General features: G+C 61.3%; 25 protein-coding genes. 16 read left to right on the top strand and 9 right to left on the bottom strand.

Annotated elements, in window-relative coordinates; all coding sequences use genetic code 11:
* Positions 1-39: 39 nt before the first annotated feature.
* A complete protein-coding gene (locus tag AX760_RS02275) occupies positions 40-978 on the top strand; it encodes a Gfo/Idh/MocA family protein (protein WP_071831214.1) in 939 nt (312 codons plus the stop codon).
* 61 nt (positions 979-1,039) lie between these two features.
* Here AX760_RS02275 and AX760_RS02270 read toward each other — a convergent pair whose 3' ends face one another.
* Both AX760_RS02270 and AX760_RS02265 read right to left on the bottom strand, forming a co-directional pair.
* A complete protein-coding gene (locus AX760_RS02270) occupies positions 1,040-1,489 on the bottom strand; it encodes a DNA polymerase III subunit chi (protein WP_071831299.1) in 450 nt (149 codons plus the stop codon).
* 8 nt (positions 1,490-1,497) lie between these two features.
* Entirely contained in the window at positions 1,498-2,991 is a 1,494-nt protein-coding gene (locus AX760_RS02265; RefSeq protein ID WP_071831213.1) for a leucyl aminopeptidase, read from the bottom strand.
* Between the two features lie 406 nt (positions 2,992-3,397).
* Here AX760_RS02265 and lptF point away from each other — a divergent pair, with 406 nt between their 5' ends.
* The 6 genes from lptF (at position 3,398) to rsmA (ending at position 11,046) form a co-directional block, all read left to right on the top strand.
* Positions 3,398-4,573, top strand: a complete 1,176-nt coding sequence (gene lptF / locus AX760_RS02260; RefSeq protein ID WP_071831212.1) for an LPS export ABC transporter permease LptF — start codon at positions 3,398-3,400, stop codon at positions 4,571-4,573.
* On the top strand, positions 4,570-5,655 hold the full coding sequence (lptG, locus tag AX760_RS02255) for an LPS export ABC transporter permease LptG (protein ID WP_071831211.1): 1,086 nt from the start codon (positions 4,570-4,572) through the stop codon (positions 5,653-5,655). The genes lptF and lptG overlap by 4 nt, the downstream gene beginning before the upstream one ends.
* The gene (locus AX760_RS02250; RefSeq protein WP_071831210.1) at positions 5,655-8,003 is read left to right on the top strand and encodes an LPS-assembly protein LptD; all 2,349 of its coding nucleotides are present in this window, start codon (positions 5,655-5,657) and stop codon (positions 8,001-8,003) included. The genes lptG and AX760_RS02250 overlap by 1 nt, the downstream gene beginning before the upstream one ends.
* A gap of 229 nt (positions 8,004-8,232) precedes the next feature.
* Positions 8,233-9,174: a SurA N-terminal domain-containing protein gene (locus AX760_RS02240; protein WP_071831208.1), complete on the top strand. Its 942-nt coding sequence runs from the start codon at positions 8,233-8,235 to the stop codon at positions 9,172-9,174.
* Positions 9,175-9,184: 10 nt separating this feature from the next.
* Complete coding sequence (gene pdxA / locus AX760_RS02235) at positions 9,185-10,216, top strand: 4-hydroxythreonine-4-phosphate dehydrogenase PdxA (RefSeq protein WP_071831207.1); 1,032 nt, start codon at positions 9,185-9,187, stop codon at positions 10,214-10,216.
* Positions 10,216-11,046, top strand: coding sequence for a 16S rRNA (adenine(1518)-N(6)/adenine(1519)-N(6))-dimethyltransferase RsmA (rsmA, locus tag AX760_RS02230; RefSeq protein WP_071831206.1), 831 nt, complete (start codon positions 10,216-10,218; stop codon positions 11,044-11,046). Before pdxA ends, rsmA begins: the two co-directional genes overlap by 1 nt.
* 61 nt (positions 11,047-11,107) lie before the next feature.
* Here rsmA and gmk read toward each other — a convergent pair whose 3' ends face one another.
* The 3 genes from gmk to mltG all read right to left on the bottom strand — a co-directional run bounded on the left by gmk (position 11,108) and on the right by mltG (position 13,956).
* The gene (gene gmk / locus AX760_RS02225) at positions 11,108-11,773 is read right to left on the bottom strand and encodes a guanylate kinase (protein ID WP_071831205.1); all 666 of its coding nucleotides are present in this window, start codon (positions 11,771-11,773) and stop codon (positions 11,108-11,110) included.
* A gap of 3 nt (positions 11,774-11,776) precedes the next feature.
* A complete protein-coding gene (locus AX760_RS02220; RefSeq protein WP_071831298.1) occupies positions 11,777-12,664 on the bottom strand; it encodes a YicC/YloC family endoribonuclease in 888 nt (295 codons plus the stop codon).
* A gap of 107 nt (positions 12,665-12,771) precedes the next feature.
* Complete coding sequence (mltG, locus tag AX760_RS02215; RefSeq protein WP_071831204.1) at positions 12,772-13,956, bottom strand: endolytic transglycosylase MltG; 1,185 nt, start codon at positions 13,954-13,956, stop codon at positions 12,772-12,774.
* A gap of 27 nt (positions 13,957-13,983) precedes the next feature.
* Here mltG and AX760_RS27000 point away from each other — a divergent pair, with 27 nt between their 5' ends.
* Positions 13,984-14,160 carry a hypothetical protein gene (locus AX760_RS27000; RefSeq protein WP_175551997.1) on the top strand — a complete coding sequence of 59 codons (177 nt, stop codon included), beginning with the start codon at positions 13,984-13,986 and terminating at the stop codon, positions 14,158-14,160.
* A gap of 74 nt (positions 14,161-14,234) precedes the next feature.
* On the opposite strand, the gene fabF is transcribed toward AX760_RS27000, so the two are convergent.
* From fabF to fabD, 4 genes are all read right to left on the bottom strand, one after another.
* Positions 14,235-15,497, bottom strand: coding sequence for a beta-ketoacyl-ACP synthase II (fabF, locus tag AX760_RS02210; RefSeq protein ID WP_071831203.1), 1,263 nt, complete (start codon positions 15,495-15,497; stop codon positions 14,235-14,237).
* A gap of 212 nt (positions 15,498-15,709) precedes the next feature.
* Positions 15,710-15,946, bottom strand: a complete 237-nt coding sequence (locus tag AX760_RS02205) for an acyl carrier protein (protein WP_056332049.1) — start codon at positions 15,944-15,946, stop codon at positions 15,710-15,712.
* A gap of 326 nt (positions 15,947-16,272) precedes the next feature.
* Positions 16,273-17,010 (bottom strand): 3-oxoacyl-[acyl-carrier-protein] reductase, encoded by a 738-nt coding sequence (gene fabG / locus AX760_RS02200; RefSeq protein WP_071831202.1) that lies wholly within the window; start codon positions 17,008-17,010, stop codon positions 16,273-16,275.
* Between the two features lie 46 nt (positions 17,011-17,056).
* Entirely contained in the window at positions 17,057-18,001 is a 945-nt protein-coding gene (gene fabD, locus AX760_RS02195; protein WP_071831201.1) for an ACP S-malonyltransferase, read from the bottom strand.
* Between the two features lie 252 nt (positions 18,002-18,253).
* Here fabD and AX760_RS02190 point away from each other — a divergent pair, with 252 nt between their 5' ends.
* The 8 genes from AX760_RS02190 (at position 18,254) to alr (ending at position 25,888) form a co-directional block, all read left to right on the top strand.
* The gene (locus AX760_RS02190) at positions 18,254-19,297 is read left to right on the top strand and encodes an aldo/keto reductase (RefSeq protein ID WP_071831200.1); all 1,044 of its coding nucleotides are present in this window, start codon (positions 18,254-18,256) and stop codon (positions 19,295-19,297) included.
* A gap of 211 nt (positions 19,298-19,508) precedes the next feature.
* Positions 19,509-19,880: a tudor domain-containing protein gene (locus tag AX760_RS02185; protein WP_071831297.1), complete on the top strand. Its 372-nt coding sequence runs from the start codon at positions 19,509-19,511 to the stop codon at positions 19,878-19,880.
* Between the two features lie 410 nt (positions 19,881-20,290).
* Complete coding sequence (gene rpsF / locus AX760_RS02180; protein WP_071831199.1) at positions 20,291-20,743, top strand: 30S ribosomal protein S6; 453 nt, start codon at positions 20,291-20,293, stop codon at positions 20,741-20,743.
* 18 nt (positions 20,744-20,761) lie between these two features.
* Complete coding sequence (gene rpsR / locus AX760_RS02175) at positions 20,762-21,010, top strand: 30S ribosomal protein S18 (protein WP_071831198.1); 249 nt, start codon at positions 20,762-20,764, stop codon at positions 21,008-21,010.
* Positions 21,011-21,225: 215 nt separating this feature from the next.
* Positions 21,226-22,194 carry a DUF2232 domain-containing protein gene (locus AX760_RS02170; protein WP_071831197.1) on the top strand — a complete coding sequence of 323 codons (969 nt, stop codon included), beginning with the start codon at positions 21,226-21,228 and terminating at the stop codon, positions 22,192-22,194.
* A 30-nt stretch (positions 22,195-22,224) separates the two neighbouring features.
* Positions 22,225-22,800: a 50S ribosomal protein L9 gene (rplI, locus tag AX760_RS02165; RefSeq protein ID WP_071831196.1), complete on the top strand. Its 576-nt coding sequence runs from the start codon at positions 22,225-22,227 to the stop codon at positions 22,798-22,800.
* A gap of 312 nt (positions 22,801-23,112) precedes the next feature.
* Positions 23,113-24,615: a replicative DNA helicase gene (locus tag AX760_RS02160; RefSeq protein WP_071831195.1), complete on the top strand. Its 1,503-nt coding sequence runs from the start codon at positions 23,113-23,115 to the stop codon at positions 24,613-24,615.
* Between the two features lie 112 nt (positions 24,616-24,727).
* The gene (gene alr / locus AX760_RS02155) at positions 24,728-25,888 is read left to right on the top strand and encodes an alanine racemase (RefSeq protein ID WP_071831194.1); all 1,161 of its coding nucleotides are present in this window, start codon (positions 24,728-24,730) and stop codon (positions 25,886-25,888) included.
* Positions 25,889-25,931: the final 43 nt, after the last annotated feature.

Raw genomic sequence — 25,931 nt, 5'->3', positions numbered from 1 at the left:
AAAGCCCGCTATAAAATCATACAAATCGAGCGAAACACCATGAGCATCAAGAGCGCACCCATTCGCCTTAGCATAGTCGGCGTCGGCAAGATCGTCCGCGACCAGCACCTGCCCTCGATCGCCAAGAATGCGGACTACCAGTTGATCGCAGCGGCAAGCCGCAACGGCACGGTCGACGGGATCGACAATTTCAAGTCGATCGAGGCCATGCTCGAAGCAGTACCCTCCATCGAGGCGGTTTCGCTCTGCATGCCGCCGCAGTTCCGCTACGAGGCCGCCCGCACGGCGCTGGACGCCGGCAAGCATGTGTTCCTCGAGAAGCCGCCCGGTGCGACCCTGAGCGAAGTTGCCGATCTCGAGGCGCTGGCCGCGTCCAAGGGCCTGTCGCTGTTTGCCAGCTGGCATTCGCGCTACGCACCGGCCGTCGAGGCTGCCAAGGCCTTTCTCGCATCGACAAAAATCAACAGCGTCGAGGTGATCTGGAAGGAGGATGTCCGCCACTGGCATCCGAACCAGGACTGGATCTGGGCCGCCGGCGGTCTTGGCGTCTTCGATCCCGGCATCAATGCGCTGTCGATCGTCACGCACATCATGCCGAAGCCCCTGTTCATCACGGCCGCCACGCTGGAATTCCCGGAAAACCGCGACGCCCCGATTGCAGCTGCGATCACCTTCACGGACGCCGACAAGCTGCCCGTCACGGCAGATTTCGACTGGCGCCAGACCGGCCACCAGAGCTGGGACATCATCGCCGAAACAGAGGCCGGCCGCATGGTTCTTTCCGAAGGCGGCGCCAAGCTGTCGATCGACGGCAAGCTCGTGCATGACGAACCCGAACAGGAATACCCTGCCCTCTACGCCCGCTTCGCCGAAATCATCAAGGCCGGCATCTCGGACGTCGATCTCGCACCGCTGCGCCATGTGGCCGATGCGTTCATGCTCGGACGGCGGAAATTCGTGGAAGCGTTTGTCGATTGAGCCGATACGTCTAAAAATACAAGCCGCGCGGATCAACGTTGCGCGGCCTCTTCTCTCCAAATCAAGCCTTCTTCACCCAGCGCCCGTCCTGATTCTGCTGCCAATAGGTCAGCGCGTGGCCCTCGCCGTTCAGGCGTTTCCAGTGTGCTCTCGCGCCTTCCAGTTGCGCCTGGTCGTAGCCGTCGAACATGAACACGACGCGCTCATAGCCACCGACCGGCGGCGGCTCGGCGCCATCGACGAGGAAGCGGACGGTTGCCGCATTGTCATTACCGGGACCGGACGTCAGGAGAATCGGCTGTTGCGCGGCGAAATCCACGGCGTCGGTGCCGTGCGCCAGAAAGCTGTCGTCGCGATAGGTCCACAGGTGATTGTCGAGCAGATCGCGCCGCTCGTCTGCGGCCGTCTGGACGACGACACGCCAGCCGCGCTCGACGCAACGGTCGAGCAGCCCGGGCAGTGCGTCCTCGAGCTTGGATTCGGTCAGGTGATAGAACAGGATCTCCGTCACGACCCCGATCAAGCCTCGTAATTCGCGCGCACTAGTTCGTCGAGCAGGCGCACGCCGAAGCCCGAAGCCCAGGACTGGTTGATCTCGTCGTTCGGCGAGCCCATGGCCGTGCCGGCAATGTCGAGATGCGCCCAGGGTGTTTCCTTGACGAAGCGCTTGAGGAATTGCGCCGCCGTGATCGAGCCGGCATAACGGCCGCCTGTGTTCTTCATGTCGGCAAACTTGCTGTCGATCATCTTGTCGTATTCCTTGCCGAGCGGCATGCGCCACAGCCGTTCCTGCGTCGTCAGGCCGGCGGCGGTCAGTTGCCCGGCCAGCCGGTCGTCATTGCAGAACAGCCCGGCATGATGGCTGCCGAGCGCCACCATGATGGCGCCGGTCAACGTTGCCAGATTGATCATGAACTGCGGCTTGAAGCGGTCGTTGCAATACCAGAGCGCATCGCAGAGAACGAGGCGGCCTTCCGCATCCGTATTGATAACCTCGATCGTCTGCCCCGACATCGAGGTGACGATATCGCCCGGGCGCTGGGCGTTGCCGTCAGGCATGTTTTCGACAAGGCCGATCATGCCGATGACGTTTGCCTTTGCCTTGCGGCTGGCCAGAACATGCATCAGGCCGGTGACGGCGGCAGCACCGCCCATGTCGCCCTTCATGTCCTCCATGCCGGCTGCAGGCTTGATCGAGATGCCGCCCGAATCAAAGACGACACCCTTGCCGATGAAGGCCACCGGTCTTTCTTTCGGCTTGCCGCCCTTCCATTGCATGATGGCGAGCCGCGGCGGACGCACGGACCCCTGCGCCACGCCAAGCAGCGCGCCCATGCCGAGCTTCTTCATCTCGCGCTCGGTCAGGATCTCGACCTCGACACCGAGCTTTTCCAGTTCCCTGGCCTTGGCCGCGAATTCGACCGGACCGAGCACATTGGCCGGCTCGTTGACAAGATTGCGGGCCAGCACGACACCCTCGGCAATGGCCTGGGAGGCGATGGCCGCCTTTTTGGCAGCGATCACCGCCCCGGTGACGATCGTCACCCTGATGGGTTTGACCGATGGTTTGTGGTCATCGTCGGACTTGCTCGTCTTGTAGGTATCAAAGCTGTAGGCGTTGAGTTCCATGCCGAGCGCAAAATCAGCCGCGGCCTTTCCGGACACGACGGCACCCGGCGCATCGAGGAAGATCGTGACTTTTTCGGTAGACTTGACTTTCGACGCTGCCGCACCGCCGGCCTTCAGCCAGTCATGGTCCGACAGGCCGGCGCCATCACCAAGGCCGAGAATCAATATCCGGTCGGCCGGCGAACCATGCGGGGCGACAACATCCAGTGTGCGCAGCGATTTGCCGGTGAATTTCGCAATGCGCGTCGCCTTCGCCAGAACGCCTTCGGGATCGGCGATGTCTGCCCCGGCCACTTCCTTGCCATCCAGCGTTTTCAAAAGCACGGCAGTGCCACCGGCAATGCGCGCCGATTTCGCGAAGGTGATCTCGAACTTGACAGTCATTTTTTCTCCGGAAACAAGCGAATTGCGATTGTCGGCAAGGCTTTGAGCGCAGGCCGGCCGCGGCCCGTCTTGCCGCAAGTGTTAAACGCCCCGCCCTGAAATGCAAAGCAAAACCGGCTTTTCAACAGCCGGGACAGTTGGCCTGGGATCCGACCTGACGTTCGATCCTGTCGGATGTCCGCCCGCGATCCCGCTGTCACCAAAAAGCCGCGAAGGCGGAAATAGAAACGGCACAGGCGACTTCAACATTGCGGTGGCGAATGCGGTCGGCTAGAGCAGGAAATGCAAGATCCGTTCATGGTTCGAAAGAACGATGGTGCAACGCACATCAGGCAAGCCGGGGGCGCAGGGTCGTCAACCGGTTAAGCCAGTGCAGTGCAGCGTGTCTTCCCGAGACAAGGCCGCGATGATTATCTTCGAAACCTATATTCTGCGCCGTGTGTTCCAGATGTTCCTGACGGCGCTCCTGCCCGTTCTCGGCATCATCTGGACGACGCAGGCGCTGCAGCGGATCAATCTCGTCACCGATACCGGACAGTCGATCGGCGCTTTCCTGCAATTGGCGACGCTGATCCTGCCGACGATCATTCCGCTCGTCCTGCCCTTCGCGCTCGTCATCGGCATCACCCAGACACTGACGACGATGAACAATGATTCGGAACTCACCGTGATCGAGGCAGCCGGCGGCTCGCGTTCGATCGTCGTGCGGCCGATCATGATGCTGTCGGTTGCGCTCGGGCTGTTTTCCTTTGCCGTGGACAATGTCGCGGAACCGGTGGTGCGGCAGGCCGCGCGGCAGATGATTGCCACCGCCAATGCAGACCTCCTGTCCTCGGTGGTCCAGGAAAATACCTTCCGCAAAATCGCCGACGGGCTCTATGTGCAGGTCGCCTCGAGACGCAACAACGGCGTGCTCGGCGGCATCTTCGTGGCCGATTCCCGCAATCCCGGCTATGAACTCATCTATTATGCCCGCGAAGGCGCCGTGGACGAAAAAAGCTCGGCACTGGTGATGCGTGACGGCGAGGTGCATCGCAAGCTGCCCGACGGCGGTGTTTCGATCATCAAGTTCGATTCCTATGCCTTCGACCTGACCGACCTGACGAAGATGGCCGGCGCCGCGACGATCCGGGCGCAGGACCGCAGCCTCGCTTATCTGCTGGCGCCCGATGTCACTGAGGAAAATTACAAGAAAAACCCCGGAACCTATGAGGCGGAACTGCATCGTCGCTTCACCGAATGGACCTTCCCCATCCTGTTCGGGCTGATCGCGCTGGTCGTCAGCAGCGACGCCCGCTCGCATCGGGAAGCGCGCATGCATCCCATGGTGCGCGCCTTGCTGATCACGCTTCTCCTGCGCTGGGCAACATTCTACGCTGCCAACAATGCCGAGGATTCGCGGATGTTCATCCCGTTGATGTACATCATCCCGCTCGCGACGGCCTTCATCACGATCCGCCAGCTGGCCGGCAATCGCCGGCTTGCGCTGCCGATCAACTGGAACGACCGGCTGAAAGACGGGCTTGATCGCCTGCGCAGCCTTCGCCAGCCCAAGCCCACCGGCGGAGGCGGCACGCCGTGATTTTCAGTACACTGGACCGCTATTTCTTTCGTCGCTACGCCGTCACGACGTTCTGGTTCCTGACCGGAATCTTCTCGCTTGTCTTCATCATCGACTTTTCGGAGGTCTCGAACAGGATGTCGGCCCTGCCCGGTTATTCCCTGGCAGCCGCATTTTTGATGACGACGTTCCGGATCCCGACGATCCTGCAGGAAACCGTGCCATTCGTCGCGCTGTTTTCCGCCATGGCGGCGCTGATCTCGCTCAATCGTCGTTATGAACTGGTCGTGACGCGCGCGGCTGGCATATCGGTCTGGCAATTCCTGCAGCCCTTCATCATCGGCGCCTTTCTGTTTGGCGTGCTGACCGTCGTGATCCTCAATCCGATTGCCGCCTGGGGCACCAAGGCTGCGGAAGCGCTGGAGGCTGAACTCGGCGGCTCGTCGTCCTCGCGAGCAGCGATTTCCATTCCCTGGCTACGCCAGATCTACGGTGACGACGACGCAATCATCGGCGCCCGCTCCGTCCAGGACAACGGCGCGACACTTCTCAACGTGGCCGTGATTCACTTCAATCCACAAGGCATGATTGTATCCCGACAGGATGCAAAGTCGGCAAAACTGGAAGATGGTTACTGGTTGCTTAAGGACGTGACGGAAACGCGCAACGGTCAGTTGCCGCGCCGTCTCGATACGGCACAATTGCGTACCAGTCTGAAACCGGAATTCGTCCAGGAGGCCCTGACGAAAGCTGATTCCATTCAGTTTTTCGACCTGTTGCGGAAGATCGAAATCGCCAAATCCTTTGGTTTCTCGACCAGTGGACTGGAAACCCAGTTCCACTCCATGCTGTCGCTTCCGCTGCTGCTCGTGGCCATGACTTTGATTGCCGCCAGCGTGTCGCTGAAATTTAGCCGGTTCAACCAATCACGCTCGGTAATTCTCGGTGGAATCCTGTCGGGGTTCGTGCTTTATGTCGTGACCGTGCTTGTAAAAGCATTCGGGACCAGCGGTGTAGTGCCTCCGTTCGTTGCAGCCTGGCTACCAGTTGTTGTAGCGATGGCGCTGGGTTCGACGATTCTATTGCATGAGGAGGACGGCTAGTGGCGGCAGGCAACCGCAAACATACAAGGCTGGTGATTGCCGCCCTGCTCGCAAGTGTAGCGTTCCAGAGTTTTGTGCCTGGCATGACGGCGGTTGCGTGGGCGCAAGAGACCGATCTCGATTCGCTTCGCCCGAATCTACCCGAAGATGCCAAGATGCTTCTGTCGGCGAATGAACTCGTCTACAATCAGGACGCCGAGCGCGTCATCGTTCGCGGCGCCGTCCAGATCAATTATGGCGGCTACCAGATGGTCGCCCAGCAGGTCGAATACAGCCAGAAGACCGGCCGAATCATCGCGACCGGCGAAATCGAACTGATCGAACCCGGCGGCAACAAGATCTATGCCGACCAGATGGACGTGACAGACAATTTCGCGAACGGTTTCATCGAAACCATGCGCATCGAAACGACGGACCTGACCAAGCTGGCGGCGGTCAACGGCGAACGGCGCAATGGCGAGGAAATCATTCTCAACCAGGCCGTCTACACGGCCTGCACGCCTTGCGCGACGAACCCCGATCACAAATCGCTCTGGCAGATCAAGGCCCAGCGTATCGTCCAGAACGGCAGGACCCATACCGTCAGGCTGGAAAACGCCCGTTTTGAACTGTTCGGCAAGCCGATCGTTTACCTGCCCGTGCTGGAGGTTCCGGATCATACGGTGAAGCGCAAGAGCGGTTTCCTGTTCCCGCGCCTGAAATATACCCAGAAACTCGGTGCCAGTCTGAGCGTGCCCTATTACTGGGCGATTTCGCCCTATATGGACGCGACTGTTACGGGGACCGGGATGACCCGCCAGGGCTTCCTGCTGGAGGGCGAATTCCGCCAGCGTTTCCACAATGGCGAACACACGCTAAACTTTGCCGGCATCAGCCAGATGGATCGCAACAGCTTTACGGATGGCACGGTCGATGCCAACGAGACCAATCGCGGCATGGTCGCGTCGCGGGCAAAGTTCGAGATCAATCCGCGCTGGACCTTCGGCTGGAACGTGCTTGTCCAGAGCGACAACAACTTCGCCAAGACCTACGAGCTTTCGACCTTCGATGGCACGACCTACACCAATCAGGCCTATCTGACCGGTCTCGGCAAGCGCAACCACTTCGATATGCGCGCCTTCTATTTCGATATCCAGGATGCAGATCCGAACAGCCTTGCCGAAAACAAGCAGGCCGTGGCCCAGGTTCTCGACTATGATTATACCGCGCCGGATCCCGTGCTCGGCGGCCAGTTCAGCGCCAAGGTCAACCTGACCAACATCAACCGCAACCGCGAAGACGAGCTTCAGGTCAGCGTACCCGGGCCCGATGTCTTCCGTTACCGCGGCCTTGAGGGCACGACGCACCGCCTGTCGGCGGAAGCCGAATGGAAGCGAACCTTCATCGTTCCAGGCGGTCTGGCCCTGACGCCGCTTTTCGCGGCCCGTGGCGATGCGATCGGCCTCAACATGCGCGATCCCGGAGCCAACTATACCGGCACCTATTCCAACGATGATGCCGCGACCCGCAGCATGCTGACGGCTGGCCTCGAAGCCCGCTATCCGATCCTGTTTTCGGGCGAGAGCAGCAGCCATGTTCTTGAGCCGATGGCCCAGATCTTTGCCCGCCCGGACGAGGAATTCACCGGCGGCTTGCCCAACGAAGACGCCCAGAGCTTCGTCTTCGACGCGACCTCGCTTTTCGATCGCGACAAGTTTTCCGGCTATGACCGCATCGAAGGCGGCACACGCGCCAATATCGGCTTTCGCTACACCGGCAGTTTCGACAATGGCTACGCCCTGCGCGGCGTTGCCGGCCAATCGTTCCATCTCGGCGGCGTGAACTCGTTTGCAAGCGACGATCTCGTCAAGGCCGGATCCGATTCCGGTCTCGAAACGGAGCGCTCGGACTATGTCGCCATGGTCGGCATTGATGCGCCATCCGGCCTGACGGCAAGCCTGAGCGGCCGCCTCGACGAGAGCAATCTCGACTTGCGACGGGCCGATGCCAGCATCGGTTATCAGGGTATCAAGTGGCAGACGGCCTTGACCTATACGCGCATCCAGGCGCAGCCGCTTTACGGCTCGGTCAGCGACCAGGATGAAGTGCAGACGGCAGCCGCCTTCAAGTTCCGGGAATACTGGTCTGTCTTCGGCTCGGTGACCTATGACATCAACAGAGACGTCATCTCCCGCAACGGCATCGGCTTCACCTATGACGATCGCGACACGATCTTCTCGCTTGTCTATCAGAGCGAGCGCGATACCGATCAATCGCTGGCCAATGACTGGTCGATCGGCGCGCGCCTGAGCTTCCGCACGCTGGGCGACATCAATGTCGGCGACACGGAGTTCGACGGCCTCAATTGATCCTCTACCGGCGGAAAAGCCGGTATCCTTTACGTGTTTTCGCTTTTCTGCAAGCCGATTGCCGCCAGAAGCGCGTTTGCAGCGGCTTGCGGCCTTGTCATCGTTTGGCCGCATGTATTATTCATGATGCGATAAACGTGCGCGCGCGACAGCGGTACAGCCAGATGAAGCGCGACCTTCACCCGGATCGGCAATTGGATCTGAGGGAGGGAAACGAAAAGGACAGACAATGGGCGGGATACATTCCGTAATGCGTGGATTTGCGGCTGTGGTCGTTGCCGGCGGCCTGATGATGACGGCACTGCCTCCGGCACAGGCAGCAAGCCAGGTCGCCGTCGTGGTCAACGATGTTCCGATCACGACGGGCGACATCGCCAAGCGGGCAGCATTCCTGCGCCTGCAGCGCCAAAAGGCCGACAAGAACACGGCGCGCGAACAAATGATCGACGAGGCTCTCAAGCGCTCGGAAATTGCCCGCCTCAGGGCTTCGGTCAGTGCCTCCGACGTCGAAGCTGCCGTCAATCGCTTCGCCGGCGGCAACAAGATGAACATCAAGCAACTCGGCCAGGTTCTCGACCAGGCCGGCGTCGGCATTGAACATTTCCGCCAATATGTCGCCGTGCAGATGAGCTGGCCGCGCGCCGTCAGTGCCCGTTATGGTGGCAGCAACGGCCGCATGTCGCCGGCTGATCTAGTCAAGCGCATGATGGACAATGGCGGCAAGAAGCCGGTGACCACCGAATATTTCCTGCAGCAGGTCATTTTCGTCATTCCGGAATCCAAGCGCAAGTCGATCGTCGGCAAGCGGCAGGCCGAAGCCAATGCATCGCGGGCCGGTTTTCCCGGCTGCGACGGCGCAAAGGCCTATGCCGCGACGATGAGGGACGTCTCGATCCGCCCGCTCGGCCGCATGATGGCGCAGGAACTGCCGGCGGACTGGAAGCCGCTGATCGAGAAGGCTGGCGATGGCCTGACCACCGGTACCCGCGTCACGGAAAGGGGTGTCGAATATCTGGCGATCTGCAAGAAACGCGAGGTTTCCGACGACCTTGCCGCTGAAATCGTTTTCCGCGCCGAAGACCTCGGCAAGAAGGATTCCGGCGCCGAAGATCCAAACAGCAAGAAGTATGTCGAGGAACTGCGCAAGAAGGCGCAGATCCTGGACAAGTAAGACCATCCGGATGACATCAGACTTGAGCCTGCCCCTCGCCCTCTCCATGGGAGACCCGGCAGGCATTGGCCCGGATTTAAGCATCGCGGCCTGGCTTAACCGGAAGACATGGCAGACGCCGGCCTTCCTTTTCATCGGCGATCCGCAGGTGATCCGCGACCGTGCGGCGCTTCTCGGCCATGAGGTCAGCATCCGCGAAACCGATGCGACTGAAGTCGCCGGGCTTTTCCCCGATGTCTTTCCGGTCTGCCCCGTCCGGTGCGACGCCAGCGTGGTGCCGGGCCTTGCCGATCCCCGCAATGCGAGGGCGATCACCGGCGCCATCGAGATGGCCGTCGCCCTGACGCTTTCCGGCGAAACATCCGCCGTCGTCACCAACCCCATCGCCAAGTCCGTGCTCTACGACGCCGGCTTCCGGTTTCCCGGCCATACCGAATTTCTGGCCAGCCTGGCCGCGCGCGGCAGCGAGGCAACGCCACTGCCGGTGATGATGCTGGCCGGACCGAAACTGCGCGCCGTGCCTGTCACCATCCATATTCCGCTGAAGGACGTGCCGACACAGATGAGCGCAGACCTGATTTACGAGACCTGTGCAATCACCGCACGGGAACTGCGCACCCGGTTTGGCATCGCAAAGCCGCGGCTTGCCGTTGCCGGCCTCAATCCGCATGCGGGCGAAGGCGGGGCACTCGGTCTCGAGGACGATGCCATCATCCGGCCGGTCATCGCGCAGCTGTGCGCGGAGGGGATCGATGCGGTCGGGCCGCTGCCCGCCGACACCATGTTCCACGACCGCGCCCGCGCTACCTATGATGTTGCCATCTGCATGTATCATGATCAGGCGCTGATCCCGGCGAAGGCGCTGGGTTTCGACGACAGCGTCAACGTCACGCTCGGCCTGCCCTTCATCCGCACGTCGCCGGATCATGGCACGGCCTTCAGTCTGGCCGGCAAGGGCATAGCACGGGCCGACAGCCTGCTCGCGGCGCTGCGCATGGCACAGGAACTGGCGGGCAACGTTGCCGCCCAGGGAGGTCGCTGATGGCTGCGCTCGACGGTCTGCCGCCACTGCGCGACGTCATCCAGCGACACGGGCTTGATGCCCGTAAGGCGCTCGGCCAGAACTTCCTGCTCGATCTCAACCTGACGCAGAAGATCGCGCGCACGGCCGGCATACTGGACGGCGTCACCGTCATCGAGGTCGGGCCTGGCCCCGGCGGACTGACACGGGCAATACTGGCGCTCGGCGCTAAAAAGGTCATTGCCATCGAGCGTGACGCGCGCTGCCTGCCGGCACTCGCCGAAATCGCCGATCACTATCCGGGACGGCTCGACGTCATCGAAGGCGACGCGCTGCAAACGCCGTTCGAGACGCTGGTGACCGACGGCTCGCCGGTGCGCGTCATCGCCAACCTGCCCTACAATGTCGGCACGCAACTTTTGGTCAACTGGCTTTTGCCGGAAACCTGGCCGCCCTTCTACCAGTCGCTGACATTGATGTTCCAGCGCGAGGTCGGCCAGCGCATTGTCGCTCAGGCAGACGACAATCACTATGGACGGCTCGGCGTGCTCTGCGGCTGGCGCACGCAGGCGCAGATGGCCTTCGATGTCTCGCCGCAGGCATTCACGCCGCCGCCGAAGGTCACATCCTCTGTCGTGCACCTGGTGCCGATCGAAAACCCGATCCCCTGCTCCGCAGCCGATCTTGAAAAAGTCACGATGGCCGCCTTTGGCCAGCGCCGCAAGATGCTGCGCCAGAGCGTCAAGTCGATCGGCGGCGAAGCACTTCTCGCCCGCGCCGAAATCGACCCGCAGCGCCGGGCCGAAACCCTCACTGTCGAGGAATTCTGCCGGCTGGCAAACTGTCTCTGAGCGCGACGTTGCCGACGACCGACAGATCACCTTGACTTCCGGCGGCCTGGAAAGCCGCCGCTTACAGCGCCGGCTTTTCCGTCAGCAGGCCTGTGACGAAATCGAACAGGCCGAAGCGTCGGTCGCGGCGGACGCGTTCGGCCTTGACGATGCATTGCACCGAATCAAAGGCGGCATCGAGGTCGTCGTTGATAAAGACATAGTCGTATTCGCGCCAATGTTCGATTTCCGAACGCGAATTGGCCAGCCGGGTCTCGATGACCGCCTCGGTGTCCTCGGCGCGGCGATGCAGGCGCGATTGCAGTTCGGCCATGGTCGGCGGCAGGACGAAGATCGATACGACATCAGCCGACATCTTTTCCTGCAACTGGCGGGCGCCCTGCCAGTCGATATCAAACAGCATGTCGCGTCCCTCCGACATGGCGATCTCGACAGGTTCGCGCGGCGTTCCGTAAAAATTACCGTGAACCTCGGCCCATTCCAGCAGCGCGTCGGAATCGCGCATGCGCTCGAATTCGCGCACGCTGATGAAATGATAATGCCGGTCGGCGATCTCGCTTGGGCGGCGCGCGCGGGTCGTGACGCTGACCGAAAGGCTAAGATTCGAATCGGCCTCCAGCAGGTGGCGGGCAATCGTCGATTTGCCCGCGCCTGACGGCGAGGAGATGACCAGCATCAGGCCGCGGCGCGAGATCGCAACGGGTTTTGTCGGGACGGCGGGACTCATGCTTTACTCCAGATTCTGAACCTGTTCGCGGAACTGGTCGATGACGACTTTCAGCTCGATACCGGCTGCGGTCACCGCGGCGGCATTGGACTTCGAACAGATGGTATTTGATTCGCGGTTAAATTCCTGGGCAAGGAAATCGAGTTTTCGGCCGATCGGGCCGCCTTTTTTCAAGAGATCGCGGGCTGCCGCGACATGCGCCTGCAACCGGTCGATCTCTTCGCGCAGATCCGCCTTGGTTGCAATCAGCGCCACCTCGGCATGCAGCCGGTCACGATCGAGCGTGGTTCCAGTGTCCATCAGCAGGGCCACCTGCTGCGCCAGCTTTGTTGCGATGGCCTGCGGGCTGCGGGTCGGGTCCGTCTCGATCAGGCGCGCCAACGTTTCGATCCGGTCGATCTGGGCAAGCAGGATCTGCCCGAGCGCTTGGCCTTCCGTTTCGCGCATCGCCATCATGTCGAAAAGCGAAAGACGGAAACCCTCCAGAAGAACAGCATCGCGCGCAACGCGCGTTGCCTCGTCATCCACGGGTTCGCGAAATTCCACAATGCCACGCATCTGCAGCAGCGTGTCCAGCCGCAATGGCGCGGGATCAATGAGATCGCCGAGTTGCGCCCGAAGCGCCAGTACGGCGGCCAGCGCGTCCCGGTTGACGACGGCTTCGACGCCGGCTTCGGCTGCAGACAGGTTCAGGCCGATCTGCAGGTTTCCCCGCGCAAGACTGTCGCCCGAGAGCTTGCGCAATTCCGTCTCGATATGTTCGCAGCCTGGCGGCAGCCGCAGCCGGACATCCAGACCCTTGCCGTTGACGGAGCGCATCTCCCAGGCCCAGCGATAGCGACCCGCGGTTCCCTCCCGGCGGGCAAATCCGGTCATGGACTGCAACGGCATCGTCAGCTCCTTATAGGCAAGCAAGACCTCATGTTTACGGCCCCGCAACGGTCCGCCGCAAGCGGGAACCGTTGCGGGGCCGTGTCATCCACAAGCCACGCTGTCGATCAGGGCTGGGCCGGCGTCTCTTCCGCTGTCCCTGCGGCTTTTGCAGCCGCCGCCTTCTCGGCTTCCAGCTTTCGCCAGCGCCGGACATTGGCATTGTGCTCGTCAAGCGTGCCCGCAAAAACGTGTCCGCCCGTGCCGTCCGCGACAAAATAGAGGTCGGAGGTGCGCGACGGATTGGCCACCGCCTCGAGCGCCGCCCGCCCCGGATTGGCGATGGGCGTCGGTGGCAAGCCCTTGATGACGTAGGTGTTGTAGGGCGTTTCCTTGTCGATATCAGACCTGAAGATCGGCCGGTCCGCCGGTTTGCCTTCGCCCCCGAAGATCCCGTAGATGATCGTCGGATCGGACTGCAACCGCATATTCTTTTCCAGCCGGTTGATGAACACCGAAGCAACGCGCGAACGCTCGTCGGCAATACCCGTCTCCTTCTCGACGATCGAGGCCAGCGTCACGAATTCGTCGCGGCTTTCGATCGGCAGGTCGGGATTGCGCCTCGCCCAGATCTGATCGACCAGTGTCTTCTGCGCCGCGGCCATTTGCGCAACGATCTCTGCGCGCTTGGTCCCGCGGGAGAATTTGTAGGTATCGGGGCGAAGCGTACCTTCCGCCGGCAGATCGGCCGGCAGGTCGCCTTCCAGTACCGGGTCGGCGGAAAGCCGGCTGAACATCTGCTTGACCGTCAGGCCTTCCGGAAGCGACACCGAATACAGGATCGACTTGCCGGATTTCAGGAGCTGCATGATCTCCTGCATCGTCGCCCCGGCCTTGATCTCGTATTCGCCGGCCTTCAGCGTATCATTATCAAGATAGGCTTCCGACATGAAACGGAACACGCGGCCATCGGAAACAATGCTGTTGCGCTCGAGGCTGCTGGCGATCTCGACGATGCTGGCGCCATTGCGGACGATGAAATTGGTATTGGCGGAGAGCGGTCCCTTCGCCTCGTAGGCGCTCATCGCGTAGTAGACAGTCACAGCGGCAGCCACGGTCAGCAAGACCACCAGCGTCATCAGGAAGTTGAGGAAGATGACCATCTGGCTGCGCGCCTTGCGCGAGCGCTTGGGCGGCTGCGGCACCTTTTCGGGGCGCAGGGCTTCGCTTGCCGATTTCGGGATGATCGGACCCTTGTTGCCCGCTTCGTTGCGGCCGAACTGCATCGGGCTATTTTCGTTTCCGTCGCTCACGGGTGTCCTGCTTCCGGAGTTCGCTTCATGCACATATCAAACCCTGATGCGGACTCCGGAAGAGAACCAGGGAAGAAAACAATTCTGACTGCGGCGCGCGACGGAGCAAACGCGCCTGAAGATGGTCTCACCACTGCCAACGTCAACACAGCCGACAACAGTTCTTCACCAGAGCAATACGGCAAAAAAGGGGATGCCCTTTGATCTTGCTCAGGCTACCGTCGCGAACACGCCCACAGCGGTTGAATGCGGACGCCGTCGCCTGCGCCGCGTTCCCATCAATTTTCGTAGCGACGCAGAACGAGGGAGGCGTTCGTGCCGCCAAAACCGAAGGAATTCGACAGCGCCACGTCGATCTTGCGCTTGCGCGCCGCATGCGGAACCAGGTCGATTTTCGTTTCGACCGAGGGATTGTCGAGATTGAGCGTCGGCGGCGCGATATTGTCGCGGATGGCCAGGATGCAGAAGATCGCCTCGACCGCACCTGCAGCGCCGAGCAGATGCCCGATGGCCGATTTCGTCGATGACATCGAGACATTGCCGGCATGGTCGCCCAGCAGCCGTTCGACGGCGCCAAGCTCGATCGTATCCGCCATGGTCGAAGTGCCGTGGGCATTGATATAATCGATGTCTGATGGCTCAAGGCCGGCGCGCTTCAGCGCCATCTTCATGCATCGATAGGCGCCGTCGCCGTCTTCGGACGGAGCAGTGATATGATAGGCGTCGCCCGACATGCCATAGCCGACAACTTCGGCATAGATACGGGCACCACGGGCAAGCGCATGCTCCAGTTCTTCCAGGACGACGATGCCGGCACCCTCGCCCATGACAAAACCATCGCGGTCCTTGTCATAGGGGCGCGAAGCCTTCTTCGGGTCGTCATTGTGCCGGGTCGACAGCGCCTTGCAGGCGGCAAAACCGGCCAGGGCGATGCGCGAAATCGGCGATTCCGTGCCGCCGGCAACCATGACGTCGGCGTCGCCGAGCCCGATCAACCGGGCTGCATCGCCGATCGCGTGCGCGCCGGTGGAACAGGCTGTGACGACGGAATGATTGGGGCCGCGCAACTTGTGGCGGATCGACACCTGACCGGAGGCAAGATTGATCAGTCGGCCGGGAATGAAGAACGGCGAGAGCCGGCGCGGGCCGCGGTCGCGCAGCGTGATGCCGCCCTCGACTATGCCCTCGAGGCCGCCGATCCCGGAACCGATCATCACGCCCGTGGCGATCTGGTCCTCGTCAGTCTTCGGATGCCAATCGGCATCTTTCAGCGCCATTTCGGATGCGGCCATCGCATAGATGATGAAATCGTCGACCTTGCGCTGCTCCTTCGGCTCCATCCAGTCATCGGGATTGAAGGTGCCTTCGGAGCCATCGCCGAACGGAAGGCGGCAGGCAATTTTCGCGGGAAGATCGTCAACCTGAAATTCGGTGACCTGGCGGGCGGCATTATGGCCGTCAAGAAGGCGGGCCCAACTGACTTCGGTTCCACATCCCAGCGGCGATACCATGCCGGTACCGGTGATAACGACACGTCTCATAAACCGCGATCCATCCTGCCTGTTTCACTCCAGAGCCGGACCGGACCATGCATATAAGACCGGATCCGTTTATCCAACTCTCGATACTCTACTGCATGACCGGGTACGGAAGCGATGGACGCCTTGCCGATTCATGCGCAGCTTCAACGGAAGCTCTGCCCTACAAGAGGGCAAGTGGGCGGGCCGCGATGCGGCCCGCCTCAAGACCAAAATCAGGCCTGTGCCTTTTCGATGAACTTGACGGCGTCGCCGACGGTCAGAATCGAATCTGCAGCATCGTCCGGAATTTCAACACCGAACTCTTCTTCGAACGCCATCACCAGTTCGACGGTGTCGAGCGAATCCGCGCCGAGGTCGTCGATGAAGCTCGCGCCTTCGGTTACCTTTTCGGCGTCGACGCCAAGATGATCAATAACAATTTTCTTTACGCGTTCTGCTACGTCGCTCATGTCGGATTCCTCGACCTTTGTTTTTTCGACGATGCCGTTCTGACACCGGTACACTCACTAACGCCTGATAGACCAACAGGGTCCACCGGGCAATCCATTCCACTGGAAGTGCGGCCAAACACGGGCGGCGAAAGCCGTCGTATACCTCACATCTTCCGATCGACTGCACACAGTCATGGCCCGATTAACACGGTTTATGTCTGCCGCAAAGTCCGAAAATCGCAGCCATCCGCTTGGTCAACACGCAAATTCCGGTATTTGACCGCAGCGCTTCGGATCTTAGCGTCAAAGCCCTCCCGCGCCGGGAAGCGCGGCCGCGTGACCCGTCAGATCATTGCCATGCCGCCGTTCACGTGGATCGTCTGGCCGGTCACGTAGGCTGCCTCGCTGGACGACAGGTAGGCGACGGCCGAAGCCACTTCCACGCCGGTGCCCATGCGCTTCATCGGAATGGCACCCATGATGCCTTCCTTCTGCTTGTCGTTGAGCTTGCCGGTCATGGCGCTTTCGATAAACCCGGGCGCGACGCAGTTGACGGTGACGTTGCGTGTGGCGATTTCCTGGGCCAGCGACTTGGAAAAGCCGATCATCCCGGCCTTGGAGGCGCAGTAATTGGCCTGGCCCGGATTGCCGGTCACACCGACGATCGAGGTGATGTTGATGATGCGGCCATACCGACGGCGCATCATCGGATGGGTGAGTTCGCGGGTCAGGCGGAAGACGGAGGTCAGGTTCACCTCGATCACCTTGTCCCAGTCCTCATCGCTCATCCGCACAAACAGGCCGTCCTTGGTGATGCCGGCATTGTTGACGAGGATATCGACCCCGCCCAGATCAGCCTCAGCTTTTTCACCGAGCGCCTTGACGGCTGCGCGGTCGGACAGATCGGCGGGGAACAGATGGACGCGCTCGCCAAGCGAATTGGCCAACTCTTCGAGCTTTTCGACGCGGGTGCCGTGCAGGCCGACGATGGCGCCCTGGGCATGCAGGATGCGGGCGATTTCCTCGCCGATGCCGCCGGACGCACCGGTGACGAGGGCCTTGCGGCCAGACAGATCGAACATGGTCTTGATCCTTGTTGTTTTGAAAGCCGGTGTGCCAGCGACCCGATCAGGCCGACAGGCTTGCCAGCAATGTCTCTATATCGGCAGGCGAATTGACGGCGATGCCGGTGACGGACTTGTCGATCCTGCGGGCAAGCCCGGTGAGGACCTTGCCGGCGCCAATTTCATACAGCGTCGTGACGTCGTTTGCGGCAAACCACTCGACCGTCTCGCGCCAGCGCACCTGGCCGGTGACCTGCTCGACCAGCAGGCCGGCGATTTCCAAGGGATCGCTGATCGGCGCTGCGCGCACATTGGCAATCAGCGGCACCAGCGGTGCGTTCATCGAAACGTCAGCCAGTGCGACGCGCATCGCATCGGCCGCCGGTGCCATCAGGGACGAATGGAACGGGGCGGAGACCGGCAGAAGGATGGCGCGCTTGGCGCCGCTTTCGGTCGCCAGTGCCGCTGCCTTCTCGACGGCAGCTTTTTCGCCGGAAATCACGATCTGGCCACCGCCATTGTCATTGGCCACCTGGCAGGCACCGAGCGTCCTTGCTGCGGTGCAGACCGCATCGACGGCGGAATATTCAAGACCGATGATCGCCGCCATGGCACCCTGACCGGCCGGAACTGCCGCCTGCATGGCATTGCCGCGGATACGCAGCAGCCGGGCGGTATCGGCCAGCGAAAACGTGCCGGCCGCACAGAGCGCCGAATATTCGCCGAGCGAATGGCCAGCGACAAAGGAGACCTGTGTCTTCATATCCAGCCCACGCGCTTCCAGCACCCGCATGACGGCGATGGACACCGCCATCAGCGCCGGCTGCGCGTTGGCGGTCAGCGTCAAAACTTCGTCCGGGCCGTTCCACATCACGTCTGTCAGCTTTTCGCCGAGCGCCTCGTCGACCTCGGCAAACACGCCGGCTGCCTCCGGAAATGCGTCAGCGAGATCCTTGCCCATGCCGACGGCCTGGCTGCCCTGACCTGGAAACGTGAATGCAATTGCCATGAAGTTTCTCCCGTCACGCGCAATGGTCGCCGCGCCGTTTGAGCCTGTGTCCTGTCGCCGGACATCTGCCCGAGACATCGGCACAGCCGCCGTTGTGTTTTCCTCTCCATTCACATTCCTGACGGCAGAGTCAAGCTTTGCTCAAGGCACTGCGCGCCTGCGCTCGATTTCCGCGCGATCCTGCATTGCCTCTTGCGCTGCAGCAAACAGGCTCTACATTTCCGCCAAATTCCCACCGAGGCATCATCCCCCATGCGCTACAAGACACTCGGCCGTACCGGCATCAATGTTTCCGAAATCTGCCTCGGCAGCATGACATGGGGCACGCAGAACAGCGAGCGCGAAGCCCACGAGCAGATGGATTATGCGCGCGAACAGGGAATCAATTTCATCGACACAGCGGAACTCTACCCGGTGACGCCTGCCGGTCCCGAAACGCGGGGCCTGACCGAAGACTATATCGGCACATGGCTGAAGGCGCGCGGACATCGCGATGCCGTCGTCGTCGCCACCAAGGTGGCCGGTCCCGGCCGTCCTTATATCCGCGAAGGCACGCCGGCTGGCCCGAAAACCATGCGCGAGGCGCTCGAGGTCAGCCTGAAGCGTCTGCAGACGGACTATGTCGATCTCTACCAGATGCACTGGCCAAATCGCGGCCACTATCACTTCCGCAAGAGCTGGTCCTACAATCCTACCGGTCAGGACTCTGCGGCGGTCACCGAGGATCTCGAGGCGATCGTTGCAACGCTGGGCGACTTCGTCAAGGAGGGCAAGGTGCGGGCGATCGGCCTGTCCAACGACACCGCCTGGGGCGTCATGACCATGCTTTCACTGGCCGAAAAACACGCCCTCCCGCGCCTTGCCTCGATCCAGAACGAATACAATTTTCTCTACCGCCCTTTTGATCTCGACCTGTCCGAAATCGCCCACCACGAGCATGTCGGCCTTCTGGCCTATTCGCCGCTCGCAGCCGGCCTCATGACCGGCAAGTATCTCGACGGCGCAAAGCCTGACGGGTCCCGCCTGACCATTAATGATGATCTGGGCGGCCGCTACACCAAATACCAGAACGCCGCCGTTGCTGGCTATGCCAAGCTCGCGGCGGCGAACGACCTCGACCTCGCACAGATGCAGCTCGCCTTCAGCCTCACCCGCCCCTTCATGACCTCCGTCATCATCGGCGCAACCACGATGGCGCAGCTGAAGACGAATATCGGGGCGAAGGACGTGGTCCTCTCCAAGGACGTGCTGAAGGGCATTGGTAAGCTGCACAAGAAATATCCCGCCCCGATTTGACAGGATTGACCAAACCAGCCGCCATTGCGGGACGCTGTCATGAGGTCCTGTCGGGTGCATGACCGTCACGCGCCGCAGCCCCTATGAAACGCCACCAAAAATGGTTTCACGCCAGTGTCGCCTGCCCTTTTTAGTTCATAGCGCATTCACCAGCCCGCGCTTAACGGTAAGCACGCAGCCAAGAAGGACTGCGCAACAGGGAGTGAATGCTTTGCTGAAATATGGACTTGCTGCAGTTTTTGCAGGCTTGCTGACAGTGACCGGGCCTGCCAGCGCACAGACGGTCGGTGACTGGGTGCTTGGCAACTATCAGGGAGCCGGCTACTGGTTTCCCGGCGTCGCCGAAAAGGTTGGCGGCGGCAAGATCACGATCCGCTATGACGATGGCGATCGCGAAACGGTTGGGCTCGACAAGGTCCGTCCCTATGACTGGATGATCGGCATGCGGGTCGAGTGCAACTACAAGGGCTCCGGCGACTGGTATGCCGGAAAGATTGCCTCCCTGGCGGGCGAAAAGATTGGCATCGCCTATGACGATGGCGACAAGGAAACCACGAAAACCGGTCGCTGCCGCACACAGTAGACCCCTCGGGGCAGGATCAACACCTGCCCCAATTCCGCAGGCATCCGCGAAAATCCACCCACCTGCAATCGGCCTTGGCGCGGGGTATAACAGCACGATGGATGCGGTGTGCACCCCTGTTTGCCAACAGGGTTTGTACCCGGATTGGACACACGGCCCTTGCTTCCTGCCTGAAAATGCGTATAAGCGCGCTGTTCGCAACACCCGGTCTTCTGGCTGGTGGCTGAACGGAGGGCCGGTTTCCGTGATGAAACCTGTCAGGAACCAAAGGGTTCCAGCCTCCCGTGTCTCCGCTCTCGACCGTCTCGAAACAACACTTTCTTGCCGGCTGTCCGCAGCCAACAGAACAGTCGTTGAGGCTTAGCCGCCGAATATCGGGTGACGATTAACGCAAGAAAGGCAAAGCCACCATGGCTCTTTATGAACATGTATTCCTTGCCCGCCAGGACGTTTCCGCGCAGCAGGTCGATGCCCTCGTCGAACAGTACAAGGGTGTCCTCGAAGCAAACGGCGGCAAGGTCGGGCGTGTGGAAAACTGGGGCCTCAAGTCCCTGACCTATCGCATCAATAAGAACCGCAAGGCTCATTACGTTCTGGTCGACATCGATGCTCCGGCAGCCGCTGTCCACGAAATGGAACGTCAGATGCGCATCAACGAAGACATTCTTCGTTACATGACCATCGCAGTCGAGAAGCATGAAGACGGCCCGTCCGCCATGATGCAGAAGCGCGACCGCGACGACCGTCCGCGCCGTGACGGCGACCGCCCGGAGCGCAGCTTCGGCGATCGCGATCGTGGTCCGCGCCCGGATCGTGGCGACCGTGAAGACCGTCCGCGCCGTCCGCGCGAAGACCGTGCATAAGGCTTAGGAGAAAAGACAATGGCTGATACCCTATCCGCACCGGCTCGCCGCCCGTTCCATCGCCGTCGCAAGACCTGCCCCTTCTCCGGTGCCAACGCGCCGAAGATCGACTACAAGGACGTCCGTCTGCTGCAGCGCTACATTTCCGAGCGCGGCAAGATCGTTCCGTCCCGCATCACTGCAGTCTCCCAGAAGAAGCAGCGCGAACTGGCCCAGGCCATCAAGCGCGCCCGCTTCCTCGGCCTCCTGCCCTACGTCATGTCCTAAGACCTGACCTTCCGTCGGGTCTCTGACTCGAGGGGAACCGCTTCAAGGTGAGGCGCCGTGCCGCAAGGCAGGACAGCGCCTCACCTTATCCCTTCCGCGTTGGGCGCGGATCGGAAACGCCGGCGCAAGCGATTGCGTCAAACCCCATGTTGGGGCGTCGTTGAATCAAAAGATCAGCAAACGCCTCTAACTGCTTGATAAGCAGGACAGCGACCGTGAAGAATTTGGACAAGACATCGCTGCTGACCGGCGTTCTCGCCGGCGTGACCGCCGCCTTGCTTTCGCTTGGCGCGAACACGCAGTCGTCGTTTGCGATCCTGCTCTATGCCGCATCCGCCCTTCCCGTCCTGATTGCCGGCCTCGGCTGGGGCAATGCTGCCGCGATTGCGGCCGTGGTGACGGCCGGCCTGACGGGCGGCCTGATCGTCTCTCCCTATTTCGCCCTGATGATCGTGGTGATCACGCTGATCCCGGCAGCCTGGCTCAGTCATCTTGCCAATCTGGCCCGTCCGGCGTCGGAGCTCGGCGGCCCTGCCGACGCACTCGCTTGGTATCCGCTGTCCGACATCATGACCAATCTGTCGATGCTCGTTACCTTCAGCATGATCATCGTCGGCGTGATGATCGGCTATGACAGTGGCCTGTCCGACCGGATGATCGACCTGGTGCTGGAATCCCTGAAAGCCCAGGAGCCACTCTACAATCCCGACGCCGACACCATCATGCAGATCAAGTCGATCTTCGGCCTTGCCCTGCCGCTGATCCAGGGCGCGCTCTGGGTGCTGATGCTGTTTGCGGCCTATTATCTCGCCACCCGCATCGTCCGCACCTCCGGCAAGGGTCTGCGTCCGCGCGAGGACATGCCCTCGACGCTGCGCATGCATCGTTATGCGATCTTTGCCTTTCTCGGCGGTCTCGTCCTGACCTTTGTCGGCGGCACGCCCGCCGTCATCGGGGCACTCGTCTGCGGCACATTCGGCGCCGGCTTCCTGCTGTCGGGCTTTGCGGTGCTGCATTTCCGCACGCGCGGCAAGTCCTGGCGGCTGCCGGTGCTGTGGCTCACCTACCTGGCTGTGCTGCTATTCACGCTGCCGGCCTTCTTCATTCTCCTGACGGGCCTCATGGACACGCGACGCACCATCGCGCTGTCTCCGACAGGGAAACCAAAAGACACTGAACTCTGAAACAAGACGACCACACGAAAGGAACATTCCATGCAAGTCATTCTTCTCGAACGCGTTGCCAAGCTCGGCCAGATGGGCGAGACCGTCAAGGTTCGCGACGGCTTTGCCCGCAACTACCTGCTGCCGCTCGGCAAGGCACTGCGCTCCAACGAAGCCAACAAGAAGCGCTTCGAATCCGAGCGTTCGACGCTTGAAGCCCGCAACCTCGAGCGCAAGTCCGAAGCCCAGACCGTTGCCGAACAGCTGGACGGCAAGTCCTTCACCGTCGTTCGCTCGGCCGGCGAAACCGGTCAGCTCTACGGTTCGGTCGCGGCCCGCGACATCGTCGACGTTCTGGGCGCAGAAGGCTTCAACATTGGCCGCAACCAGGTCGACCTCAACAACCCGATCAAGACAATCGGCCTGCACGAGGTTGTCCTTCACCTCCACGCCGAAGTCGAAATCAAGGTTCAGGTCAACGTTGCCCGTTCGGCTGAAGAAGCTGAACGCCAGCAGAAGGGCGAGAGCCTGACCTCGGCCGACGCCATCTACGGCGTTGACGAAGACGCGCTGAAGGCTGAAGACTTCTTCAATCCGGAAGCCGAATTCGACGGCGAAGACGAATAAGACCTGCGCTTCATAGCGTCAAAAGAAAGGCCCCGGAGCAATCGTTCCGGGGCCTTTCTGCATTGCGGGGGTAGCCACCGGACGATGGTTTGTGCGGGTTCGACTCGCTTGCAAGCAGGTCAAGCGGAAACATGGCAGAATCGGCAATTCCTGTTCATCGCACGGCGGTGCCTGTGGATCAGTCGAACAACGGGCACAGAATCACACGCGCCAGACGGAAGCGCATGCGGCAACACCCTTTCTCTTGACCCATGCCGTCAACAGATCCAAACCGGGGACCGAACGGTCGATGATTCCGGATAGAGAAACACCATGAATGAAGCAGCGCGGAGAATTGTACCCATGGACAAGCCGCAGGGGGACCTCAACTATCGCGAGGCACCGAACAACCTCGAGGCCGAACAGGCGCTGCTCGGCGCGATCCTGGTCAACAATGATGCCTTCTACCGCGTCTCCGACTTCCTGAAGCCGGTCCATCTCAACGAACCGCTGCACCGCAAGATCTTCGAGGTTGCCGGTGACATCATCCGCATGGGCAAGACCGCCAATCCGGTGACGATCAAGACCTTCCTGAAGGCCGACGAAAAGGTCGGCGACATGACGGTGGCGCAATATCTCGCCCGCCTCGCCTCGGAAGCCGTCTCGATCATCAATGCCGAAGACTACGGCCGCGCCATCTACGATCTGGCGCTGCGCCGTTCGCTGATCACCATCGGCGAGGACATGGTCAACATCGCCTATGACGCACCGCTCGACATGCCGCCGCAGAGCCAGATCGAAGATGCCGAACGGCGGCTCTTCGAACTGGCGGAAACCGGCCGCTATGACGGCGGCTTCCAGGCCTTCAACGACGCCGTGGCGCTGGCGATCGACATGGCCGGCCAGGCCTTCGAACGCGACGGATCCCTGTCCGGCATCTCGACCGGCATCCACTCCCTCGATGGCCGCATGGGGGGCCTGCAGCGCTCCGACTTGATCGTGCTGGCCGGACGCCCGGGCATGGGCAAGACCTCGCTTGCCACCAATATCGCCTATAACATCGCCGCCGCCTATGAGCCGGAAATCCAGGCGGATGGATCGATGAAGGCCCGCAACGGCGGTGTCGTCGGCTTCTATTCGCTTGAAATGTCGTCGGAACAGCTGGCCACGCGTATCATTTCCGAGCAGACCGAAGTCTCCTCTTCGAAGATCCGTCGGGGCGACATCTCCGAATCCGACTTCGAAAAACTCGTCGCCTGCAGCCAGATGATGCAAAAGGTGCCTTTGTTCATCGACCAGACCGGTGGTATCTCGATTGCCCAGCTCTCGGCGCGCGCACGCCGTCTGAAGCGCCAGCGCGGCCTTGATTGCCTCGTCGTGGACTATATCCAGCTGATGACCGGATCGGGAAAATCCAGCGACAACCGCGTGCAGGAAATCACCCAGATCACCACCGGCCTGAAGGCGCTCGGCAAGGAACTGAACGTGCCGATCATCGCGCTCTCGCAGCTCTCCCGTCAGGTGGAAAGCCGCGAGGACAAGCGTCCGCAATTGTCTGACCTTCGCGAATCCGGCTCGATCGAGCAGGACGCCGACGTCGTGCTGTTCGTGTTCCGCGAGGAATATTACGTCAAGAACATGGAACCGCGTGACGAGTTCGATCCGAAATACGAGGAATGGAAACAGACCTTCGAGAAGGTCAAGGGCACGGCCGACGTGATCATCGCCAAGCAGCGTCACGGACCGACAGGCACTGTGAAACTGGCCTTCCAGGCCGAATTCACCCGCTTCACCGACCTCGCCGATCCCTCGTTCACACAATACGAAGAGCATTGACGGCGTCGCAGCTCGCGGCGCATGTCAAAGCTCGGGCGCAAGTTTGCCGGGGGCCATAATCGTTCGCTTGCGACAATTGCACCGGCTTTGCCTTCGCTGTATCTCTGCCAATATGGTTTTATCGAGCACATCTCCCCTCGCCCATCCTGACTTTGCCGCGGCATCAAACCGGCTGACCATCGATCTTGGTGCCTTGGCCGACAACTGGCGCAAGATGGACCGGCTGTCCGGCAAGGCGCGGGCCGCTGCCGTTCTCAAGGCCGACGGATACGGGATCGGCATCGAACCGGCCGCCAAAACGCTCTATGCTGCAGGGGCGAGAGACTTCTTCGTCGCCAATGCCGAGGAAGGTGCCGAACTGCGTCCCTTCGTCCCGGATGGCCGCATCTATATCCTGGCCGGCATGTGGCCCGGCAACGAGCATCTCTTCTTCGACAACGACCTCGTGCCGATCATCAATTCCGAGGAACAGCTGTCGCTGTTCATGGCGGCGCTCTCGCACCATGGCGATCACCCCTGCGTGCTGCATGTCGACACCGGCATGAACCGGCTGGGCCTGACGGTCGAGGAAGCCCTGGCGCTGGCCCATGATCCGGTCCGCCCTGCCAGCTTTTCGCCGGTGCTTGTCATGAGCCACCTCGCCTGCGCCGACGACCAGAGCCATCCGCTGAACCGCAGGCAGCTCGACGCGTTCCGGTCGGTGACACAGGCCTTCGAAGGCGTCGATTCGAGCCTTGCGAATTCCGCCGGCGTGCATCTCGGACCCGAGTTTCATTTCGACCTTACGCGGCCGGGCATTGCCGTCTATGGCGGCGAAGCGGTCAACGGCATCGCCAATCCGATGAAGCCGGTGGTCACGGCCGAGGCCCGCATCATTCAGGTACGCCGTGTCCGTTCCGGCGACACGGCGAGCTACGGCGCATCGGCGCTTTTTTCGCGCGACAGCCGCGTTGCCATTGTCGCGGTCGGCTATGCGGATGGGTATCACCGCTCCGTCTCCGGCGGCGGCGTGGCGCTCAGACAGGCAACGCCCTCCGGCGCCTACGGCTTCCTGCACGGCCAAAAGGTGCCGCATCTCGGGCGCGTCACCATGGACATCAGCCTGTTCGACGTGACCGATCTGCCGGAAACGGCGGTCCGCGCCGGCGACTATATCGAGCTTTTCGGCAGCAACATTGCCGTCGACGATGTCGCGCGTGCCGGCGGCACGATCGGTTATGAAATGCTGACCAGCCTTGGGCATCGCGCTGTGAGGGACTATATCGAAGCCTGATCGGCAATTTCCGTCGACGCTCTTGGAAAGACCTGTCCGTTGC

It is taken from the genome of Pararhizobium antarcticum, assembly GCF_001885585.1.
GTDB lineage: Bacteria > Pseudomonadota > Alphaproteobacteria > Rhizobiales > Rhizobiaceae > Pararhizobium > Pararhizobium antarcticum.
Note: the sequence above shows the minus strand (reverse complement) of the source record. Positions and strands in the feature narration are given on the sequence as shown.

Excerpts from the sequence above, each read along its gene's own strand:
- lptF (WP_071831212.1), top strand. The coding sequence starts at position 3,398 with ATGATTATCTTCGAAACCTATATTCTGCGCCGTGTGTTCCAGATGTTC.
- rpsR (WP_071831198.1), top strand. The coding sequence starts at position 20,762 with ATGGCTGATACCCTATCCGCACCGGCTCGCCGCCCGTTCCATCGCCGT.
- AX760_RS02160 (WP_071831195.1), top strand. The coding sequence starts at position 23,113 with ATGAATGAAGCAGCGCGGAGAATTGTACCCATGGACAAGCCGCAGGGG.
- alr (WP_071831194.1), top strand. The coding sequence starts at position 24,728 with ATGGTTTTATCGAGCACATCTCCCCTCGCCCATCCTGACTTTGCCGCG.
- fabD (WP_071831201.1), bottom strand. The coding sequence starts at position 18,001 with ATGGCAATTGCATTCACGTTTCCAGGTCAGGGCAGCCAGGCCGTCGGC.
- pdxA (WP_071831207.1), top strand. The coding sequence starts at position 9,185 with ATGACATCAGACTTGAGCCTGCCCCTCGCCCTCTCCATGGGAGACCCG.
- AX760_RS02275 (WP_071831214.1), top strand. The coding sequence starts at position 40 with ATGAGCATCAAGAGCGCACCCATTCGCCTTAGCATAGTCGGCGTCGGC.
- rpsF (WP_071831199.1), top strand. The coding sequence starts at position 20,291 with ATGGCTCTTTATGAACATGTATTCCTTGCCCGCCAGGACGTTTCCGCG.
- fabG (WP_071831202.1), bottom strand. The coding sequence starts at position 17,010 with ATGTTCGATCTGTCTGGCCGCAAGGCCCTCGTCACCGGTGCGTCCGGC.
- rsmA (WP_071831206.1), top strand. The coding sequence starts at position 10,216 with ATGGCTGCGCTCGACGGTCTGCCGCCACTGCGCGACGTCATCCAGCGA.
- AX760_RS02265 (WP_071831213.1), bottom strand. The coding sequence starts at position 2,991 with ATGACTGTCAAGTTCGAGATCACCTTCGCGAAATCGGCGCGCATTGCC.
- AX760_RS02205 (WP_056332049.1), bottom strand. The coding sequence starts at position 15,946 with ATGAGCGACGTAGCAGAACGCGTAAAGAAAATTGTTATTGATCATCTT.
- AX760_RS02190 (WP_071831200.1), top strand. The coding sequence starts at position 18,254 with ATGCGCTACAAGACACTCGGCCGTACCGGCATCAATGTTTCCGAAATC.
- fabF (WP_071831203.1), bottom strand. The coding sequence starts at position 15,497 with ATGAGACGTGTCGTTATCACCGGTACCGGCATGGTATCGCCGCTGGGA.
- rplI (WP_071831196.1), top strand. The coding sequence starts at position 22,225 with ATGCAAGTCATTCTTCTCGAACGCGTTGCCAAGCTCGGCCAGATGGGC.
- AX760_RS02220 (WP_071831298.1), bottom strand. The coding sequence starts at position 12,664 with ATGCCGTTGCAGTCCATGACCGGATTTGCCCGCCGGGAGGGAACCGCG.
- AX760_RS02240 (WP_071831208.1), top strand. The coding sequence starts at position 8,233 with ATGGGCGGGATACATTCCGTAATGCGTGGATTTGCGGCTGTGGTCGTT.
- AX760_RS27000 (WP_175551997.1), top strand. The coding sequence starts at position 13,984 with ATGCACATATCAAACCCTGATGCGGACTCCGGAAGAGAACCAGGGAAG.
- gmk (WP_071831205.1), bottom strand. The coding sequence starts at position 11,773 with ATGAGTCCCGCCGTCCCGACAAAACCCGTTGCGATCTCGCGCCGCGGC.